The organism is Nitrosomonas sp. Is24, from assembly GCF_033063335.1.
GTDB lineage: Bacteria > Pseudomonadota > Gammaproteobacteria > Burkholderiales > Nitrosomonadaceae > Nitrosomonas.
On the sequence record NZ_JAWJZG010000001.1, the window covers coordinates 271,358 to 286,008 of the forward strand.

A 14,651-nucleotide genomic window follows, 5' to 3' on the forward strand; every position below is an offset into this window, starting at 1 on the left:
TGCTGTAATGATCAAATATCGCAAGCGCAGTTTGGCAATTGAAATTTCAAGCTTATTCGACTGCGGGAAATAATTTGCCCGGATTAAGAATATTATTGGGGTCAAACAGTTTTTTGATATTCCGCATTAAATCCAAAGTCACACAATCAATTTCTTTGCTTACAAAAGCTCTTTTCTCACTACCCACGCCATGTTCTCCTGAAAGCGTACCGCGAAGCTTGATCACTAAGTCGAATATTTCATCCAAGCAGCGTTCCGCTCGTGTTACTTCATCCGCATCATCAGGATTAATCAGCAGGTTAACATGGATGTTACCGTTACCGGCATGGCCAAAATTCACATTCTGTAGATGATAGTGCGCACATAATTGCGTCAATCCATGCAGAAATTGCGGCAATGTGTTAACAGGCACGACAACATCTTCATTGATTTTCTTCGGTGCAATTTCACGCAGCAGTGGTGAGAGCGCCTTGCGCGCTTGCCAGAGTACGGCTGTATTTTCTACCTGGTTTGCATGAATTAAGCCGTCAGATTTGCATGCGGATAGAATGACCGCGATTGCATCGGTAATATCATTGTGAAAACCATCAACTTCGATCATCAGCATGGCATTGGTATCCACCGGGAGCATGGCAGGGTAGCGGCCTCGTATCAGATTCAGTGAACCGGAATCCAAGAATTCAAGTGCACTAGGCAGTTGTGGCTGTGCCATAATTTTAACGATGGCTGCCGTGCAGCTCGTTAAATCACGAAAATGCGCTGTGATACCGGCAACGGCGGCAGGTGATGCAGTCAGTCTAAGCGTCGCTTCCGTAATCACAGCCAGTGTGCCTTCAGAACCAATCAGCAGGCGCGTGAGATCATAGCCGACAACACCTTTGGTGGTATAGCAACCGGTGGTAATAAAATCACCTGCGGCAGTAACGGCTTTCAAACCTAAAACATGTTCCCGGGTTGTACCGTATTTGACAGCGTGTGGTCCACCCGCGCCAGTTGCAATATTTCCACCGACTGTTGAGAACATCGCACTGGAAGGATCTGGCGGCCAGAAAAAACCATACGGCTTCGCCGCATCTTGCACGGCTTGATTCAATACGCCGGGTTCTACAACAATTACCCGATTAGCGGGATCAACTGAAATAATGTTCAACATGCGCTCCATCGACAACGCTATACCGCCTAATTCCGGCAAACTGCCGCCCGCTGTCCCCGTGCCACGTCCACGTGGAATAAGCGGTACTCGATAGTGATTGCAGAGGGCAACGATGTTTTTTACTTCTGCGGTGGTGAGCGGAAACAACACGGCATCAGGAGGAAAAATCTTGCGGCTATTGTCATACGCATAAGCATAACAGTCTACCGGATCGGTATAGAACCGATCCGGCGGAAATGTGGCATGTAATTCAACAAGCAGATTTTCCGGCAGCATGTTTACTAATTACTTGATTGCTTAATTCAAATATTCAAATACTTTGACGACCTTCTTAACGCCTGAAGTTGAACTGGCAATTTGCGCGGCATTGTCCGCTTCCTGACGTGTCACGACACCGAGCAAATAAACAACTTCGTTTTCAGTCACAATCTTGACGTGATTGATTTGAAATTTTCGTTCAGTAAGAAAGCGTGCTTTCACTTTGGAGGTCAGCAGCGTGTCATTGCTGCGGGAGGCTAATGAAGTATGTCCGGCAACCGCAATTTCGTTGAAAATCCTGCGTACGTTATCAACGCCCATCACAAGTTTTCCGATATCCGTCTTGATGTCCTCTGAGGGGGCTTCGCCGGTCAAGAGAACCATGCGGTTATAGCTGGTGATATTGATGTGCACTTTATCGCCAAATTGCTGGTGAATGCGCCGCGAACTTTTCAGTTCAATACCTTCATCCTCGATGAACATACCACTGGTTCTGCGATCTTCAGAGATGTACGCTCCCGTTCCTGCTGCGGTGCCGATGGCAAACATAGGAACACACCCCGTCAAGAAGGGCAGGAGTATCAAAAGAGATAACCAGCAGCGATCGTAATATTTCATTTTTCCACTCCGTAGAATTCAAAATTTAATGACCGATAATACAGTAAAATAACCGGACAACGAATAATCAATTGCCTCGCGATGAAGCTACAAAAGTTGTAATTTTACGCAGATGATGGACACAAAAGAATCTCTACAATTGCTGACCGCACAAATGCCAGGCATAGATAACAGTGAAACCTCATCAGCAGTGCTGGGTGTTGCCGTGGGCGAAGATCGTTATCTGATACCGATGACGGAAGTCAGTGAAGTGATCGCGATACCCAAGTTAGCACATGTCCCGCTGACACAACCGTGGTTTCTTGGGTTAGCCAATGTACGCGGAAATCTTTACGGTATTACGGATCTTGGTGTTTATCTGGGCGGCGATCCGGTGCCATTCAATTTAAAGTCACGCATTCTGCTGGTCATGCCGGGGAATAAGCTGTATGGCGGTTTTATTGTCAATAGCATGTTGGGGATCAGGGATTTGTCCGAGTTCGTGCCGGCAAAACTGGCAAAGAAAAAGTTACCTAAGTGCGTTACTGCGCAATATAAAGATGCAGAAGGGCGGCAATGGCGGGAGTTGAGTTTGTTTAAATTAATCGGTGATGAAAAATTTTTACAAGTTGCACGCGAATGAGAAATTTGTGTGCCATTCGTGGCTTGTTTTTGGATTTGTTTGAAAAGAGATTGAGAAAATTATGCTGACTTCCCCTATCGTTGCAAAAGACAAGGCCAAGATTCTGGCTGAAGCGCTGCCGTACATTCAACGTTTTCATGGCAAGACCATCGTCATTAAATATGGCGGTAATGCGATGATTGAAGAAAATCTGAAACATGGTTTCGCGCGTGATGTTGTGCTGCTGAAACTGGTCGGTATGAATCCGGTGGTTGTGCATGGCGGCGGTCCGCAGATCGATGAAATGCTTAAGCGTGTCGGCAAACAAGGTGAATTTATCCAAGGCATGCGCGTAACCGATGCTGAGACCATGAATGTGGTTGAAATGGTATTGGGCGGATCGGTGAATAAAGATATCGTGAATCTGATCAATCGTCATGGCGGTAAAGCAGTCGGTCTAACAGGTAAGGATGGTGCTTTTATTCGCGCCAAGAAAATGCTCATGGCAGATCGGGAAACCGCTGGAAAATGGATTAATATCGGTCAAGTCGGCGAGATCGAGTCGATTGATCCTGCGCTGATCGCGCTCCTCGATACTCAGGATTTCATTCCAGTTATCGCACCGATCGGTGTGGGTGCAGACGGCGAGTCCTACAATATCAATGCAGATCTGGTGGCTGGTAAATTGGCGGAAATCCTTAAGGCAGAAAAACTGATTCTGTTATCCAATATTCCGGGTGTTTTGGACAAAGAGGGCAGCCTGCTAACTGGACTGACTGCGCAAAGAGTGGATGAATTATTTGCCGATGGCACCATTTCCGGTGGTATGCTGCCCAAGATTGGCTCGGCACTCGATGCTGTCAAGAAAGGGGTTAAATCCTGCCATATCATTGATGGGCGAGTAGAACATGCATTGCTGCTGGAGATTTTGACCGATCAAGGGATCGGTACATTGATCAAGGAAAATTAGCGGATAATCCGCTAAGCACCGCTACCAGCGCTTGCCCAGAGCTGTCAAAATGCCACGTAGAATCTGAACTTCTTCTTTTTCCAAGCGCGCCCGGGCAAACAAGCGGCGGATGCGCTGCATCAGTAGTTTGGGTTTCTGCGGATCGAGAAAACTGCTGGCGGTCATCAGCTGTTCAAGGTGTGCATACAATAATTCCAGTTCGTTGAAGTTTGCCGGTACTCCACTTACGGCCGGACGTGTTGGATTTTCGGTAATTGCCATGCGCAATTCATAAGCCATCACTTGCACGGCACTCGCCAGATTCAGCGACGGATATTGTGGATTTGCAGGGATATGAATAATGATCTGGCACTTGTTCACTTCCGCAGCGGTCAGGCCGGAATTCTCACGGCCAAATAGCAACGCTACCGGTTGCAGCCGTGCTTGCTGCACTAATTCCATTGCACCCTGCCGTGCATCGAAAATGGCGTGCGATAGCTCGCGTGGCCGCGCGGTAACTGCTGCGGTTAGAACGGTATTTTCCAATGCCTTGTCAAGTTCTACGCATACATTAGCTTGTTGCAGAATATCGATGGCATTGGCTGCCCGGGCGTCAGCTTCCGCGTCGGGAAAGCATTTCGGATTGATCAGATACAATGAATGCAGCCCCATTGTTTTCATGGCACGCGCAACCGCGCCGATATTACCGGGGTGACTCGTGTGGCTTAGCACGACACGGATGTTATCTAGCGGACAAGGTGTGTTCATGTGAATGGGTGATCTCAAGCGGCGTGCGCGGTTAATGACTTTGCCAATTTATATCAATCGATCCGATTTTAGCAAAACAAAACAATCGGTAAAGCGCATCTGAAGGTGCGTCAGGATTTTTTGTATAATTCTGCTTACGGAGGAGTTGCTGTGAGGGATAATTAAGGTCTTTATTTGCAAATGAATTTAGAAAAATATTGACATAAAACCCCATAACAAGTTCTAATACGCGGTTCTATTGACCAAATAAATTAGAGAGAAAAATGAAACGTACTTATCAACCTTCAGTGACAAGAAGAAAACGTACACATGGATTTCTAGTGCGCATGAGAACGCGCGGTGGTGCGGCTGTAATTCGCGCTCGCCGGGCAAAAGGCCGTGCTCGATTAAGCGTTTAAATCTGATCGGATAATTTTTATTTTTAGATTTGTTGAAACCTACTCTTTGCCGAAAAGCTACAGGTTACATAAGGCAACGGAATTCGCAGCAGTAATCAATTTACGATGTCAGACCAACGGTGATTTAATTCAAATTTATATGAAACCGAATGAGTTTGAATATGCGCGGCTGGGTCTAATTGTTGCAAAGAGAATTGAACGATCCGCAGTAAAGCGCAATAAGATTAAGCGCATTTTGCGGGAGACATTTCGTAAGAACCGGTTTTACGATCAAACGATAAAAATGGATTGGGTTATGCGGTTGCGACGGCCTGTTCGGAGCGATGAACTAAAGAAACTGGCGGCTGAGACACAATTACTAATGCATCAACTACAGCAATGTCACGGTTAATTATTGCTTTAATAAAATTCTACCAATATTGTATCAGCCCCCTGTTTGCGCCATCGTGCCGTTTTAGTCCGACTTGCTCACAATATGCTCTTGAGGCATATGAAAAATATGGTTTATTCCATGGAACGCGGTTGAGTGTTTGGCGCATCCTGCGATGCAATCCTTGGAGTAAAGGTGGTTATGAGCCCGTTCCTTGATGCCAAGTCAGTTCGACTGTAGTTAAGCATATAATTTATTGCTGTATATGTACAAAATTTTCGACAAAATAGCGCTGCGATAAATGAAAAAAACAATAACTGAACGGTTTTGTCGAAAAATTAACTTGATTAGATAAATAATGGAAACAAAAAAACTCGTACTTATCATCATTTTCTCCACGTCACTATTGTTTTTGTGGGATGCATGGCAAAAAGAATTATATCCGCCCGCTTCACAAGTCATGTCCGGAGCGGTTTCGGGTTCCGCGAATCAGCGCCATGACCCATCATTGCCGGTACCCAGCGACGAATTGACTGCTTCCGCAGCCGGAGGATCCGGGGCCATTCCGGAAATTGATGGTGTTAATTCATCCGTGACACCGAATCTATTTACAATCGGTGAGAAAATTCATGTCAAAACAGATCTGGTTGTTGCGGAAATCGATACTGCAGGCGGTGATATCCGTCAGCTCGGTTTGATTGCGCACCCATCCCGAGAGGACGTGAACAAACCCTACGATTTGTTGTTGGATAAAGCCGCACGGTTTCAGGTTGCTCAAGCCGGATTGATTGGCGATGGATTACCCAATCACAAAACAAAGTACACTGTAGATTCAAATAATTATGAACTTGAATCCGGGCAGAACAAGATTGTGGTACGACTTCTTGCACCGGAAGTGGATGGTATACAGGTCGCCAAGATTTATACTTTCCATCGCGGCAGTTATGTTATTGATGTTGAGTTTGAGATCGTAAATCATAGCGAAGCTACGATCATGCCGTTCTCGTACTTTCAAATGCTAAGGGATGGGAACGATCCTACCGGTGCCAGCACCATGGTACATTCGTACACTGGTGCCGCAATGTATACAGACGCAGAAAAATTCCTGAAAATAAAATTCTCCGATCTCGATAAAAATAAAGCGGAATATCCCACCAATGCGGATAATGGCTGGATCGCCATGCTCGAGCATTACTTCTTGACGGCTTGGTTGCCTCCGCAAAACACCCCGCGTGAATATTTTGCCAAGCGTTTGGCACCCAATCAATATACTGCGGGCGTTATTGCACCGGTTGGCGTTGTTGAGCCAGGACAAGTGAAAAATATTACGATGCCGCTCTATGCAGGTCCACAGGAGCAGAATAAGCTTGCCGAGCTGGCGCCCGGCCTCGAATTGACAGTGGATTATGGCTGGTTAACAGTCTTGGCTGTACCGCTTTTCTGGTTGCTTTCCTTTTATCATTCATGGACTGATAACTGGGGCGCGGCGATCATTTTGCTGACATTAACAGTCAAGCTGCTGTTTTTTCCACTGTCGGCTGCGGGCTACCGGTCGATGGCAAAAATGCGGCTGGTGACACCCAAATTGCAGCGGATACGTGAGCAATATGCCAGTGACCGTCAGCGTATGCACCAAGCGATGATGGAATTCTACAAGGAAGAGAAGATTAACCCGATGGGAGGGTGTTTGCCGATTCTGGTGCAAATTCCAGTATTTATTGCACTGTTTTGGACGTTGCTGGCTGCCGTTGAGCTCCGTTATGCGCCGCTTGCGCTATGGATAACCGACATGTCGGTACCCGATCCCTATTATGTATTGCCATTGATTATGGGTGTGTCGATGTGGGTTCAATCGAAACTTAGCCCGACACCCACTGACCCAATTCAGGCAAAAGTCATGCAGATTATGCCGGTTGCTTTCAGCGTGTTCTTTTTCTTCTTTCCGGCGGGGCTTGTGCTTTACTCACTCTGCAATAATATTCTGTCCATTGCACAGCAATGGCAAATAACACGCATGTTTGAGAATAAAGCCGAAGAAGAAGCCAACAAGGATAGAAACCGGAAGAAAAGTAAGAACAAACCTGAGCCAGCTAAAGAGAATTCTCAACCAGCTGTGCTGACTGACGAAGGAGAGGAGGCAGTTAAAGTAGAAACTGTTGCCGCTGCCAGCAGTCAAGAAAATGAGAAACAACAGCAACAATCCAGCCAAGCGGCTGCTTCCGCTAAAGGCAAAGCGCCGGTAAAAGCGAAGAGTGCCCCTGCTGGCAAAAAAGCGAAGAAAAAATAAAAAATCATGACGGGTTATTTCATCATCAATGACCCATCATGATCAGTTACAGCAAAGTAGTCATGGAGATGATCTATAGCAGGCTCTGATATCATTGCAGCAATTGCAACCCCGCCCGGTCGCGGTGGAATCGGAGTCATTCGGATTTCCGGCAAGCATCTGACAAAATTGGCGGAAGCAATCCTTGGTGGACTCCCGAAACCGCGTTATGCGTGTCTCAGCCAGTTTCTGGATGCCGGTGGACAAGTCATCGATCAAGGTATCGCGCTCTACTTTCCTGCACCTCATTCCTACACGGGCGAAGATGTCCTAGAGTTACAGGGGCATGGCGGTCCAGCCGTCATGGATTTATTGCTCGATCGCTGTCTTGCGGCCGGTGCCCGTTTGGCGCAACCCGGTGAATTTACGTTACGCGCTTATCTCAATAATAAGATTGATTTGATTCAAGCGGAAAGCGTCGCAGCGATTATCGAAGCCAGTACCCATGAAGCAGCGCGCTGCGCAATCAACTCATTGCAAGGACATTTTTCATCCCGGATTGAAGAACTCGTCAGTTTATTGATTAAGCTGCGCATGCTCATAGAAGCTACACTGGATTTTCCCGAAGATGAAATCGATAATTTGCAAACGTTACGCATCGACGAGAAATTAGCGCAAATCTATACGCTGCTTGAGCAGATATTTCTGGTTGCATGGCAAGGTAATTTGTTGCAGGAGGGTATTCGCATCGTTTTGACGGGAGCGCCCAATGTCGGTAAGTCCAGCTTATTGAATCAATTGGTGCAAGAAGAGGCCGCTATCGTCACAGAAATTCCCGGAACCACACGCGATACAATTCAACGCACTATTTCCCTTGCCGGTATGCCGATTCATATCATCGATACGGCCGGACTGAGAGAAACCCAGGACGTGGTTGAACAAAAAGGCATTGAGCGTACGCATGCTGCGATCAGGGACGCCAACATGGTGCTCCGGCTTATTGACAGCAGTCAACCCCAGCCCGCTGAAAACAATCCGGCACAACATGCTATTCCGGCCGGTAAACCGCAAATCACGGTATTCAACAAAATTGATTTAGTCAGTGAGAATCCAAGAACTGAAGATCAGGAAGGACACAGCGTCATTTATCTTTCGGCCAAAACGGGCGCGGGTATTGAACTACTGCGCAGCAAAATATTGGAAATCGCAGGCTGGCAATTTAATCAGGCCGGGGAGGGTGTGTTTATGGCCAGACAGCGCCACCTGGAAGCCCTGAACCAAACCAAGAAGCATCTGGAAAATGCGCAGAGATTCACGGAAGGTGAATATCAATTGGAGCTGCTGGCGGAAGAGTTGAGATTGGCGCAAAACGTTTTGTCGTCGATTACAGGACAATTTACCGCCGATGATTTGCTCGGGGAAATTTTTTCGCATTTTTGCATTGGTAAGTAATACCGCCAGCGCCTATTAATTTGCTCGAGTCTTAAAGCCCATCGCTACAGAAAATGATCCAGCAATTTGCGGCTATGACGGTCCAGTGCCGTGCGGTCACGAAGCAGAAAATGGATGCCATGGTTATCGGTGATCATTAACGACGATGCGGTTAAACGGCGGATATCCTCTTCCCCCTTCAGAATCAGTACCGCTGCACCACGATCTGTTTCGACATGCCAGGTGCTTGGCGTGATGAAACCGGAGACTTTCGTGATGCGTTTTATCTCCGGCATAAATTCACGGCTTGCCAGTTCTGATTCAATCAACATGCGATACGCTTCCGGTAAATCATCGAACTGCTCTATCCATGCCAACTCATGGCCATGCGAATCGATCAGCGCGATGCCTTGCCCCGGATCGGTAATCGGAAATGACCGCACGGGAATCACACCTTCGTGCGTGACACCGGATTGATCGGTCAAAACCAAACGGCCGTAGGAATTCCGGGTTAATTGATAAGTAACGGTAGCACTCATTTGTGTTCTCCTGCAATGCTGTGTTCCGCAGCGGAAATCAGTGCCCGTTCTTCTTCATCGACATTACGTGCTTGCGCCAAATACAGCCGGTGATAGTAGCCCTGACGCGCCATTAATTCAGCGTGATTACCAACTTCCACGATTTTGCCACGATCCAGGACAATCAACCGGTTGGCTTCGCGCAGAGTCGATAGACGATGTGCGATCGCGATCGTGGTTCGGCCGCGTACCAGATTATCCAATGCTTTCTGAATATCTTTTTCCGTGGTGGTGTCGACCGAAGAAGTGGCTTCGTCCAGAATGAGAATACGCGGATTAATCAATAGCGCGCGCGCGATTGAAATGCGCTGACGTTCACCGCCCGATAATGCTTGCCCGCGCTCGCCAACCAGCGAATCATAACCATGCGGCAGGCGTAAAATAAACTCATGTGCGTGCGCCGCTCGCGCCGCCGCGACAATTTCTGCGCGGCTCGCGTCTGGTTTGCCATAAGCGATATTCTCAGCGATAGTGCCGAAAAACAGAAAGGGCTCTTGCAGCACCAGGCCAATATGTTTGCGATACTCAGCAAGCGGTAAGGTACGGATATCGTGTCCGTCGACCAGAATGGCGCCTTCGGTGACATCGTAAAAACGGCAGATCAGGTTGACCAACGTGCTTTTTCCCGAACCGCTGTGCCCAACCAGGCCAATCATTTCGCCGGGTTTAATAACTAGATTGATGCCGCGCGTTATACTGCGCGTTCCATACCGGAAACCAACGTGACGCAGCTCTATTTGCCCTTGAATCATTGGTAAATGTACCGGATTGGCCGATTCCGGAACGCTGGAGACATGATCCAGAATGTCAAAAATGCGTTTAGTGCCGGCCGCAGCTTTCTGGGTGATCGATACAATCCGGCTCATCGAGTCGAGCCGGATGTAGAAACGGCCAATATAGGCAAGAAATGCCGTCAGCACCCCGACGGTAATTTCATCCTGCGATATCTGCCATATGCCGAATACCCATACGACGAGTAACCCGACTTCGGTTAGTAGGGTGACTGTCGGCGTAAACAGTGACCAGATTCTATTGACGCGATCATTGATTTGCAGATTGCGCTGGTTTGCGGCGTGAAAACGCGCCGCTTCTCTTTTCTCTTGCGCGAAGGCTTTAACTACCCGGATACCTGGAATTGTGTCTGCGAGCACATTGTTCACTTCGGCCCAGATGCGATCCACCTTTTCAAAACCAATCCGCAAGCGGTCGCGAACCAAATGAATCAGCCATGCGATAATTGGCAGCGGTATCAGCGTTACCAAAGCTAACCAGGGATTGATCGACACTAAAATGATAGCCGTCATGCAAATCATGATGACATCCGTGGCGAAGTCGAGTAAATGCAATGAAATAAAAAGATTAATGCGGTCAGTCTCAGCACCGATACGCGCCATCAAATCGCCGGTCCGCTTGCCGCCGAAATATTCCTGCGAAAGATTCAGTAAATGCTCGTAGGTGGTGGTGCGCAAATCAGCGCCGATACGCTCTGAAACCAGTGCCAGCATGTAGGTTCGCGCCCAGCCCAGCATCCAGGCAAGGATCGCCGCTCCCAGTAAGCCGGAGAGATAGAATTGTACTAAGTCGGTATCGATAGGCTGGCCATTCTGATATGGAATCAATACATTATCCATGAGTGGCATGGTTAAGTAGGGCGGCACCAAGGTTGCGGCAGTGCTGCATAAGGTCAGCAGAAAACCGATCAGTAGTCGTCCTTTGTAGGGCTTTGCGAAGCGCCATAAGCGTAGTAAGACCCAGGTGGAAGGCGGTATATGATTTTGTTTCTCACAAACAGGGCATTCATCCTGTTCAGCAGATAGAAAAGCGCCGCAATGGGGACATTGAGCCGATGCCTGCGAGGATTCAGGCAGCTTGCCGTCGACATGATAATCGAGTTGCTGCGTAAAGCACTCGATCAGCCTGTTCGCCGCCATGACATTACCTAAGCGGTAACGCCAAAAGGCAAGCCGCGTATGCGGATTGAACAATTCCAGACAGCCAACACCGGCATGATCGCGCTGTGTCAGCTGCAATCCTTGCTGATAAGTCCATGTTTGCCAAGTTTCATCGCCAGCCATTTTTGCCAATACACGTTTATTCGTTGCGATGATGATGCCTATAGCAAAATGCAGCTGGTGGTCGAGATCGATTTCAAGCCAGGCGAGAATGCTTTCTTCGCTGATCAATTGTGAAGAAAGCGCATTGAGCCAAGCTGAAGGCAAGTTGCTTAATGATGGATGAGGGAGTTGTTGCATGAATTAAACTGCAAAAAAGATAAAATGAGATTTTCTTTAGAAAGTGAAGTAAGACACGCAATCAACCCTTTAATGGATTGATTATAGAATTTTCCAGCATGCGTTTTTTATAGCTTCAGCTTCTGGCTGGACTATGTGATTTCTTCTGGTTTATGTTCGCCAGTTGCAAGCTGCTGGAATTTTTTCCTAGCCTTTTCGATTATTGCAGCTTTAGTTCTTTCCTTAAAGAATCAGTGGATTCAGGCGAGGCATTAAAGAAAGAAATAGGTCCATTAGGGATCTAATTTTTCATCTAGTTCACTATCAGCGCGGGCTTCCGTGGGTAAATCCTCGATCAATTCCGGTTCACTCTCAATTTGAACATTTGCCGGAGAGCCATCAATTTCCTCAGGGATAGGCTCATTAGCGATCAGAACCTCTGCGGATATGTCCTCAACCAATTGGAGTACATTGTCAATATAGTTATCGATCGATAACTCATCAATCAGTTTCGGTTCATTATCACTAAGACCGTCTGCCGATAAGCCATCAACCAGTATCGTAGTGTCTGCGGTTAGCCTGTTTCTTTCCAGAAATTGCCAATAAGTTGCCGACACCAAAGCAAAAGTGACCAACACGGCTACTAATAACAACAACTTTCCAGCATTGAAATGTTCGTTGTGTCCACCGAAAACGGACGTGCCATTACCTGAATTCATCATTTCCAATGTGGGCTGGCAATTTTCCAGAGCGGCACGGCGCGCTGCTTGCAGCCGATACAGGGTACTCTGCTTAATAGTTTCATTAGCACTGGTGTCCAATAATCTGGCAATTTCTTTTCCCAGTTCCTGCTCGTTCATAATTTCACTCCTTTTTCTCTGAGAATTGTAGCTAATGTATGAACTGCCCGTGAGCAATGTGTTTTTACACTACCTTCCGAGCATTTCATAATAGCGGCTGTTTCCGCCAAACTCATTTCTTCCCAGTAACGCAGTATGAAGGCTTCGCGTTGACGTGATGGCAGAATTTTTATTGCTTCCTCTATTAAATTAATGAGTTGTAATCTTTCAAGCTGAGCATGGGGATCATTGGATTCCTGCTTTACCTGTAAAGTTTCGAGTATATCGAAGTCTTCTTGATTCTTATCTTGATCACTGGGGGTGAATGCTGAAAACAGTGTCGTCCATAGTGAACGGATCTTCTGCCGCCGGTAATAATCGCGAATGGTATTTTGCAGGATGCGCTGAAACAATAACGGTAGCTCTTCGGCTGGTTTTGAAGCATAGCTCGCCGTCAGTTTCATCATGGAATCCTGAACAATATCCAATGCCATATGCTCGTCATGAACCGCGAACAAGGCTTGTTTATAGGCGCGCTTTTCGGTTGCAATCAGAAAATCTGAAAGTTCTTGTCGCGTGGCCAGGATTTGTAACCTTAAAGTAAGTGATTAAAAATAATTTAGAAAGTTAAAACTAACGGGCGCTAAATTTTTGTAGAATACTAAATCTCGCGGGCTGCTGGAATAGTGTTAAATTTCATCACAGATAAGAAAAAAAGGATTTTATTTTTTATGATCAGTTTAAAACTAAAACGAATAATTCCCTATCAGATTCATGCGTAATAATTTTATTACTATTCTACTTATTTTTCGCTAATACAAAACTCTTATCTTAAAACAATCTAACAATGATCTGCTTTTATGCAACAGCGCACAGTCAATTGCCCGCAATGCGGTAAAGAAATAATCTGGGAACCGGCCAGCCGTTTCCGTCCGTTTTGTTCCGAACGGTGCAAAACGAACGATCTGTCGCAATGGGCCCAGGAATCTTACCGCATCCCTGAAGTAGAAAAAGATCCGGAGAATACTATAACCACTGAGCCGATATAATGGATGAATCGATCTACGAGAAGAACCGGGAGTTACAGCGTAAGCTCGATCATCTGCTCAAGCAAGCCAGAGCCAATGAGAAAAAGCAGGAGTTATATGAGACCTTTGGCTTTGAAATTATTGGCGCCAGCACACCCAAACAGCTGCGGGATCTGCTGTTATCGCAAACCGTTGAGCGTTTTCAGTTACTCGATGTTGTTTTGTGTCTGGTTGACTACCATAAAGACACCGAACGTCTGTTCTTTGAACGCGACGAAGAAGCGCAGCTGAGCTACGAGAACAAGCTCTTGATTCTCGATACCTTAAAAGATGCGGAAATCATCCATTCGCTATCCAGTCATCCGGTGCTGGGCGTGGAAGCATTGAAGAATTACCGCTGGATGATCGCTAATCTGAAAAGCCGCGATCAGGTAAAAAGTGCTGCATTTCTGCCGTTGCTGCGCGGCGATCAGATAATCGGCGCATTATTGTTGCTTAGTCATGATCCGCATCGCTATCAGGCGGGTATCGGGACGCTTTTCTTGCAAAAAATATCCGCGATGGCTGCCGTTGCGATCGAAAACTGCCTCAATCAGCAACGGCTCAAGGAAATCAGCTACCAGGATGTGCTGACGCAAGCGTATAACCGCCGTTATTTCGATCTGCGTTTCAAGGATGAAATTGCCCGCTGCATGCGCTGGGATGATGATTTGATTTGCATGTTTCTCGATGTGGATCATTTCAAGAAAATCAATGACACCTACGGCCATCAAACCGGCGATCTGGTGCTCCGCTATATGGTCGGCTTAATCAAGGAGCAAGTCCGGTCGTGTGATATTGTGGCGCGATATGGCGGGGAAGAATTCGTCGTTGCGCTACCGTCGACGACGTTGCAAGCAGCGCATGAAATTGCCGAACGGTTGCGTCAATCGATTTGTTCCACTGCGCTGAATTTTCATGACAAACAATTCACTGTATCGATTTCGATCGGTATCGCCAGCCTGCGAAGTTTGTTGACTGCGCAGCAACACGACGCGGATTTCATCTGCAACACCTTACTCGATCGAGCCGACCAGGCGTTATACGCCGCCAAATCAGGCGGCCGCAATCAGGTGGCGGTATACGCCGATGCCGATCTGATTACGCACTGAACCGGGGCGGTT

At 47.1% G+C, this 14,651-nt stretch carries 16 protein-coding genes; 9 read left to right on the forward strand and 7 right to left on the reverse strand.

Annotated features, from left to right (window positions below; genetic code table 11):
* Positions 1 to 52: 52 nt before the first annotated feature.
* Positions 53 to 1,429: an FAD-binding oxidoreductase gene (locus R2103_RS01230; RefSeq protein WP_317529759.1), complete on the reverse strand. Its 1,377-nt coding sequence runs from the start codon at positions 1,427 to 1,429 to the stop codon at positions 53 to 55.
* 21 nt (positions 1,430 to 1,450) lie between these two features.
* Complete coding sequence (locus tag R2103_RS01235; RefSeq protein ID WP_317529760.1) at positions 1,451 to 2,029, reverse strand: BON domain-containing protein; 579 nt, start codon at positions 2,027 to 2,029, stop codon at positions 1,451 to 1,453.
* Between the two features lie 112 nt (positions 2,030 to 2,141).
* Here R2103_RS01235 and R2103_RS01240 point away from each other — a divergent pair, with 112 nt between their 5' ends.
* Together R2103_RS01240 and argB are read left to right on the forward strand one after the other, a co-directional pair.
* On the forward strand, positions 2,142 to 2,651 hold the full coding sequence (locus R2103_RS01240) for a chemotaxis protein CheW (RefSeq protein ID WP_317529761.1): 510 nt from the start codon (positions 2,142 to 2,144) through the stop codon (positions 2,649 to 2,651).
* A 61-nt stretch (positions 2,652 to 2,712) separates the two neighbouring features.
* Entirely contained in the window at positions 2,713 to 3,600 is an 888-nt protein-coding gene (gene argB, locus R2103_RS01245; protein WP_317529762.1) for an acetylglutamate kinase, read from the forward strand.
* A gap of 21 nt (positions 3,601 to 3,621) precedes the next feature.
* Here the strand turns inward: argB and R2103_RS01250 are convergent, their stop codons facing one another.
* On the reverse strand, positions 3,622 to 4,347 hold the full coding sequence (locus R2103_RS01250) for an RNA methyltransferase (protein WP_317529763.1): 726 nt from the start codon (positions 4,345 to 4,347) through the stop codon (positions 3,622 to 3,624).
* 263 nt (positions 4,348 to 4,610) lie between these two features.
* Here R2103_RS01250 and rpmH point away from each other — a divergent pair, with 263 nt between their 5' ends.
* The 5 genes from rpmH (at position 4,611) to mnmE (ending at position 8,833) form a co-directional block, all read left to right on the forward strand.
* The gene (gene rpmH, locus R2103_RS01255; protein WP_090317686.1) at positions 4,611 to 4,745 is read left to right on the forward strand and encodes a 50S ribosomal protein L34; all 135 of its coding nucleotides are present in this window, start codon (positions 4,611 to 4,613) and stop codon (positions 4,743 to 4,745) included.
* 46 nt (positions 4,746 to 4,791) lie between these two features.
* The gene (rnpA, locus tag R2103_RS01260) at positions 4,792 to 5,136 is read left to right on the forward strand and encodes a ribonuclease P protein component (protein WP_317529764.1); all 345 of its coding nucleotides are present in this window, start codon (positions 4,792 to 4,794) and stop codon (positions 5,134 to 5,136) included.
* A complete protein-coding gene (yidD, locus tag R2103_RS01265; RefSeq protein WP_132427095.1) occupies positions 5,124 to 5,333 on the forward strand; it encodes a membrane protein insertion efficiency factor YidD in 210 nt (69 codons plus the stop codon). The genes rnpA and yidD overlap by 13 nt, the downstream gene beginning before the upstream one ends.
* Positions 5,334 to 5,473: 140 nt before the next feature.
* A complete protein-coding gene (yidC, locus tag R2103_RS01270; RefSeq protein WP_317529765.1) occupies positions 5,474 to 7,402 on the forward strand; it encodes a membrane protein insertase YidC in 1,929 nt (642 codons plus the stop codon).
* A gap of 75 nt (positions 7,403 to 7,477) precedes the next feature.
* Positions 7,478 to 8,833, forward strand: coding sequence for a tRNA uridine-5-carboxymethylaminomethyl(34) synthesis GTPase MnmE (gene mnmE, locus R2103_RS01275; protein ID WP_317532038.1), 1,356 nt, complete (start codon positions 7,478 to 7,480; stop codon positions 8,831 to 8,833).
* A gap of 44 nt (positions 8,834 to 8,877) precedes the next feature.
* On the opposite strand, the gene R2103_RS01280 is transcribed toward mnmE, so the two are convergent.
* The 4 genes from R2103_RS01280 to R2103_RS01295 form a co-directional block, all read right to left on the reverse strand.
* Positions 8,878 to 9,351, reverse strand: coding sequence for a DUF1854 domain-containing protein (locus R2103_RS01280; protein WP_317529766.1), 474 nt, complete (start codon positions 9,349 to 9,351; stop codon positions 8,878 to 8,880).
* A complete protein-coding gene (locus R2103_RS01285) occupies positions 9,348 to 11,642 on the reverse strand; it encodes an ABC transporter ATP-binding protein (protein WP_317529767.1) in 2,295 nt (764 codons plus the stop codon). The genes R2103_RS01280 and R2103_RS01285 overlap by 4 nt, the downstream gene beginning before the upstream one ends.
* A 272-nt stretch (positions 11,643 to 11,914) precedes the next feature.
* Positions 11,915 to 12,481, reverse strand: coding sequence for a DUF3619 family protein (locus R2103_RS01290; protein WP_317529768.1), 567 nt, complete (start codon positions 12,479 to 12,481; stop codon positions 11,915 to 11,917).
* Positions 12,478 to 13,044, reverse strand: coding sequence for an RNA polymerase sigma factor (locus R2103_RS01295; RefSeq protein ID WP_317532039.1), 567 nt, complete (start codon positions 13,042 to 13,044; stop codon positions 12,478 to 12,480). Before R2103_RS01295 ends, R2103_RS01290 begins: the two co-directional genes overlap by 4 nt.
* A gap of 276 nt (positions 13,045 to 13,320) precedes the next feature.
* Here R2103_RS01295 and R2103_RS01300 point away from each other — a divergent pair, with 276 nt between their 5' ends.
* Together R2103_RS01300 and R2103_RS01305 are read left to right on the forward strand one after the other, a co-directional pair.
* A complete protein-coding gene (locus R2103_RS01300) occupies positions 13,321 to 13,509 on the forward strand; it encodes a DNA gyrase inhibitor YacG (protein ID WP_317529769.1) in 189 nt (62 codons plus the stop codon).
* Positions 13,509 to 14,639 (forward strand): GGDEF domain-containing protein, encoded by a 1,131-nt coding sequence (locus R2103_RS01305; protein WP_317529770.1) that lies wholly within the window; start codon positions 13,509 to 13,511, stop codon positions 14,637 to 14,639. Before R2103_RS01300 ends, R2103_RS01305 begins: the two co-directional genes overlap by 1 nt.
* Positions 14,640 to 14,651: the final 12 nt, after the last annotated feature.